Here is a 4,074-nt window from a genome sequence, read left to right on the forward strand (position 1 = left end):
GCAGGGGGGACCCTGTGGGAGAGTAGGACGCCGCCGAACAATCTTTCAGAAGAACCCCCATCCGGATCCCGGATGGGGGTTCTTCGCATTTCCGGGCCTTTCCGGCCCGTCGGCTCACTCGTCCTCGGACTGCGGCTCCTCCGTCGGCGGCTGTCCCTGGGCCTGTGCCGGCTGCTGGGCCTCGGGCTGGGCGCTCTGAGTCGGAGTAGACGGGGCAGCCGGGAGTTCCGCCGTGCCCCAGGCCGGGTGGTTGAGCCACTTGTCGGCGCTGTTGGTGAGGCGGGCGACGCCCGTACCGTCCGGCCGCATGCTGTAGAGGTCGGCGCCGGCGCCCGCGGGGGCCTGGGCGAACACGATGGACTTGCCGTCGGGTGCGTAGGCGGCGGCGCCGTAGAAGGCGTCCGAGGGGGCGGGGGTGAGGGCGCCGATGGCGGTGCCGTCGGGGTGGACGGTATAGATGGCGCCGCCGGGGGCGTTGTCGGGGCCGGCCGGGTAGGTGGTGAAGAGGATCCTGGTGCCGTCGGGGGACCAGTCGGCACGGTCGCCGGCGCGCAGGTCCCAGGGGGTGAGCTGGCGGAGCCCGGTGCCGTCCGTGTTGACGACGTAGATGGCCCGGCTGTTGGCGGGTTGTCCGGTGGCGCTGGTGCGGTACTCGAAGGTGAGCTGTTTTCCGTCGGGGGACCAGCTGGGGCTGCTGACCGAGCCGGAGTAGGGCTTGTCGTTGGTGAGGAAGGTGAGCCGTTGGACGTCGGTGCCTTCGGGGCTCATCAGGTAGAGGTCCGAGTACTGGGTCCGGGTGTTGTCGGCAGGGTTCAGGGCGCCCCAGGAGCGGCTGAAGGCGAGCTGCTTGCCGTCGGGGGAGAAGGCGGGGGCGCGTTCGTCCTCGTTGGCGCAGTCGGCGCCGCCGCTGGAGTCGTCGCAGAGCTGGCTGATCTGGTGGGCGCCGTCGCCGGAGGCGGCGACCGTCCAGAGCCGGGCGGTGCCGGTCTGCGGGTCGGTACGGTCGAAGGCGACGGCGGTGCCGTCGGGGGACCAGTCGGGTCGGTCGTCGCGGGCGCGGTCCGGTGGCTGGGTGATCTGGTGCTGGCCGCTGCCGTCGGGGGAGAGGGTGACGATGGCGCTGGTGCTGCGGGAGGAGTCGGTGTAGGACCGGCTGACGATCAGTCCGTTGTGCGCGGTGGCCGCGGCGGGGGCTCCGGCTGCCGCGCCGACCACGCCGGGGGTTGCGGCGGGCGTCGGCTCCGGGGTGGCGGAGGGGGACTCCGGCCGGATCTCGGAGAGGGGGATCTCCCCGGGCTCGGCCCCGCAGCCTGTGAGCAGGGTGCCCAGAAGCAGAAGGCCCGCACCTGCGCTTGCGCGAGTGCGGGCCTTGCTTGTGGGGGACTGCCGTGTCCCAGTGATCCGTGCCATCTCTGCCTCCGACCTTGCCGACCGCTCGACGTGTGCCCCCGTCGCCGATTCAGGACGAAGGCCCCTGAAAGGAGCTGTCACTGTGTCAGACGGGGGGCGTCGGAGGCCGGGCGACACGCGACGGATCGCGCTCGCTAGGCCACACGGAGTAGCGGAAGGGGGAGGGGGAGGGTTTGTCAGCCCCGGGCGGCGCGGCGCTCGGCCTTGGCGAGCGCCTCCGCCTCGTCCTCGGCCTCGGCGACCTCCAGAGTGGGCGCGGTGCCGTCGAGGTGGGTGGGCAGCCACCAGGTGTCGTCCGGGCCGGAGGGCTTGCCGGGGTACTCGCGCTGGGCCTGGTCGAGCATCTCGCTCATGGCGGCGCGGAGTCGTCTGGTGACCATGACGGGCTTGTCGTCCGGCCCGAGGTGAATCGGTTCGCCGATCATGATGGTGACCGGGACGTGGCGCTTGGTCAGCGTCTTCGGGCGGCCCTTGGTCCAGAGCTGCTGGGTGCCCCAGAGCACGACGGGCAGCAGCGGGGTGCCGGAGTCGGCGGCCATCCGGGCGGCGCCCGTCTTGAACTTCTTCAGCATGAACGAGCGGCTGATCGTCGCCTCGGGGAACACCCCGACCACCTCGCCGGCCTTGAGGGCGCGCACGGCGGCCTCGTACGCGGGCTGGCCGTCGGTGCGGTCCACCGGGATGTGCTTCATGCCGCGCATCAGCGGGCCGGAGATCCGGTGCTTGAAGACGTCGTCCTTGGCCATGAAGCGGGTCTTCCGGTTGCCGCCGCGGTAGGCGCCGAGACCGGCGAAGAGAAAGTCCAGGTAACTGATGTGATTGCTGACCAGTACCGCTCCCCCCTTGGCGGGGATGTGTTCGGCGCCCACGATCTTGATTCGCACGTCGAGCGCGCGGAAGGCGGTGAGTGCGGCGCCGATCACCGGCGGGTACACGAACTCTGCCACGGTCAGTCCTGACTTCCACGGGCCGGAGCCCGGTTCGGCGGGGGCCCGTGACGTTGCGCGGGCGGTGCCGACCGGAGCACGGCACGCCGCGGCGGTCACGGGTGATACACGGAGATGATCCCCCGAACGAGTGCCTGCTGTCACCTGAGGCGTGCGGTCAAGCCGATTTTCACGGTGTGATCTCCGTGATGAACTTCGACCGGGAACTCTTCCGTTCCCCGGGCCGGGGGTGGCCGCCGGAGGCGGGTCAGGCCCCGGCGGTGAGGCGGCCCTGGGCGCGCCGGACGACCGGGTAGAGCTCGCAGCCCACGCAGTAGCCGAAGGCGGCGTTGAGGAAGGCGGAGGCGAGGCCGACCGAGGTGGCCAGCAGGCCGAGCCAGGTCACCCCGGTGACGTGGCCGAGGGCGCCGACCGCGGCGAACACCAGGAGGATGCCCTGCCCGAAGCGCAGCGGCCGCTCGTCCTCGGTCTCGGACGGCGGGGCCAGGCGGGGCAGGACGAGGATCCGGAAGAGCCAGTCGTACGGGGAGAGCCGTAAGCCGCCGAACGCGCCGAGGGCGAAGACGAGCGCTTGGGCGGCGAGGAGTCCGCTGCTGCCGGTGAGGAGGACGGCGATCAGGACGGCCGAGGTGAGCGCGGCGGAGAAACGGGGACCGCGGGGGTCGGTCTGCACGGGGGCTCCGGGAGGGTCGCGACGGGCGGCAGCGGCGGAAGGTGGCGGCGGGGGCGTCAGCGACAGTGGGGTCCGGTGGGCCGGCCCGGGGAGATGACGCGGCGGGCGGTCGGCAACGGCGGTGAGGAGCGCTCGGAGTCCACCGGCCGATCGTACGCGGCCCGCCCCCGGCGGTCGACCGTCTTTCGGGGCCCGTCGTGGCTGGCGCAGACTGGGGGGATGACCGGGCTGGTGGCGTGCGTTGTCGTGCTGGCGGTCGCGACCACGTTCGGGCTGCTGCGGGCCGGGCTCGACGGAAGGATGAGGGTGCGCACCACTGACGGGACGGTACGGCTGTCGGAGGCGGAGCTGGGCGGGCCGCTCGGCGTGCGGGCGACGCTGGTGCAGTTCTCGACGGTCTTCTGCCAGCCGTGCCGGGCCACCCGGCGGGTGCTCTCGGAGGTGGCCGGGATGGTCGAGGGGGTCGAGCACGTCGAGGTGGACGCCGAGGCCCGATTGGAGCTGGTCCGTCGGCTGCAGATCAGGCGGACGCCGACCGTCCTGGTGCTGGACGCGGACGGCCGGGTGGTGCGCCGGGCGGTGGGGCAGCCGCGCAGGGCGGACGTGATTGCGGCGCTCGGCCAGGCGGTCTGAGGAGCCCCGTCGCAGGGGAACCCGTCGCGTAGGACTCCCGTTGCGATGGATTCCCGTCGCAGCGGAATCCTGTCCCTGTTGGTCCGCCCCGTCAGGTGGAGTCGCGCCCTGCCTGGGGCAGGATGTGCGCAGGCGGCGGGCGCAGTCGCCGGCGTAAGCTACTGGCCAGTAGTGACCACTGGGCTACCGGCGAGTATGCTGCCAGGAAGTTCCGGACCGGCACGGGAATTCGCTGCCCGGAGCGGGTGCGTTCCGTGTTCGCGCCCGCTTGCACAGCCGCAGCCGCCGGACGAGACCAGTACAGGAGACAAGGCCGTGAGCTTGAGGATCGTTGTCTGTGTGAAGTACGTGCCGGACGCGACGGGTGACCGTCGTTTCGCGGACGACCACACCACGGACCGGGAGGGCGTG

General features: G+C 72.1%; 4 protein-coding genes and 1 pseudogene. 2 read left to right on the top strand and 3 right to left on the bottom strand.

Translation table 11 applies throughout. From position 1 onward, the window contains the following. Window positions 1–114 precede the first annotated feature (114 nt). The 3 genes from ACIBEC_RS47645 to ACIBEC_RS47655 form a co-directional block, all read right to left on the bottom strand. Complete coding sequence (locus ACIBEC_RS47645; RefSeq protein WP_360510254.1) at window positions 115–1,410, bottom strand: hypothetical protein; 1,296 nt, start codon at window positions 1,408–1,410, stop codon at window positions 115–117. 176 nt (window positions 1,411–1,586) lie between these two features. Beyond that, window positions 1,587–2,357: a lysophospholipid acyltransferase family protein gene (locus tag ACIBEC_RS47650; RefSeq protein ID WP_360510256.1), complete on the bottom strand. Its 771-nt coding sequence runs from the start codon at window positions 2,355–2,357 to the stop codon at window positions 1,587–1,589. Between the two features lie 247 nt (window positions 2,358–2,604). After that, on the bottom strand, window positions 2,605–3,030 hold the full coding sequence (locus tag ACIBEC_RS47655) for a DUF4395 domain-containing protein (protein ID WP_360510258.1): 426 nt from the start codon (window positions 3,028–3,030) through the stop codon (window positions 2,605–2,607). A 219-nt stretch (window positions 3,031–3,249) separates the two neighbouring features. Here ACIBEC_RS47655 and ACIBEC_RS47660 point away from each other — a divergent pair, with 219 nt between their 5' ends. Together ACIBEC_RS47660 and ACIBEC_RS47665 are read left to right on the top strand one after the other, a co-directional pair. Beyond that, on the top strand, window positions 3,250–3,663 hold the full coding sequence (locus ACIBEC_RS47660; RefSeq protein WP_360510260.1) for a thioredoxin family protein: 414 nt from the start codon (window positions 3,250–3,252) through the stop codon (window positions 3,661–3,663). A gap of 315 nt (window positions 3,664–3,978) precedes the next feature. After that, window positions 3,979–4,074: pseudogene (locus tag ACIBEC_RS47665) on the top strand (electron transfer flavoprotein subunit beta); the annotation flags it as partial.

This window comes from Kitasatospora sp. NPDC051164, assembly GCF_044455625.1.
In the GTDB taxonomy this organism is placed as follows: Bacteria; Actinomycetota; Actinomycetes; order Streptomycetales; family Streptomycetaceae; genus Kitasatospora.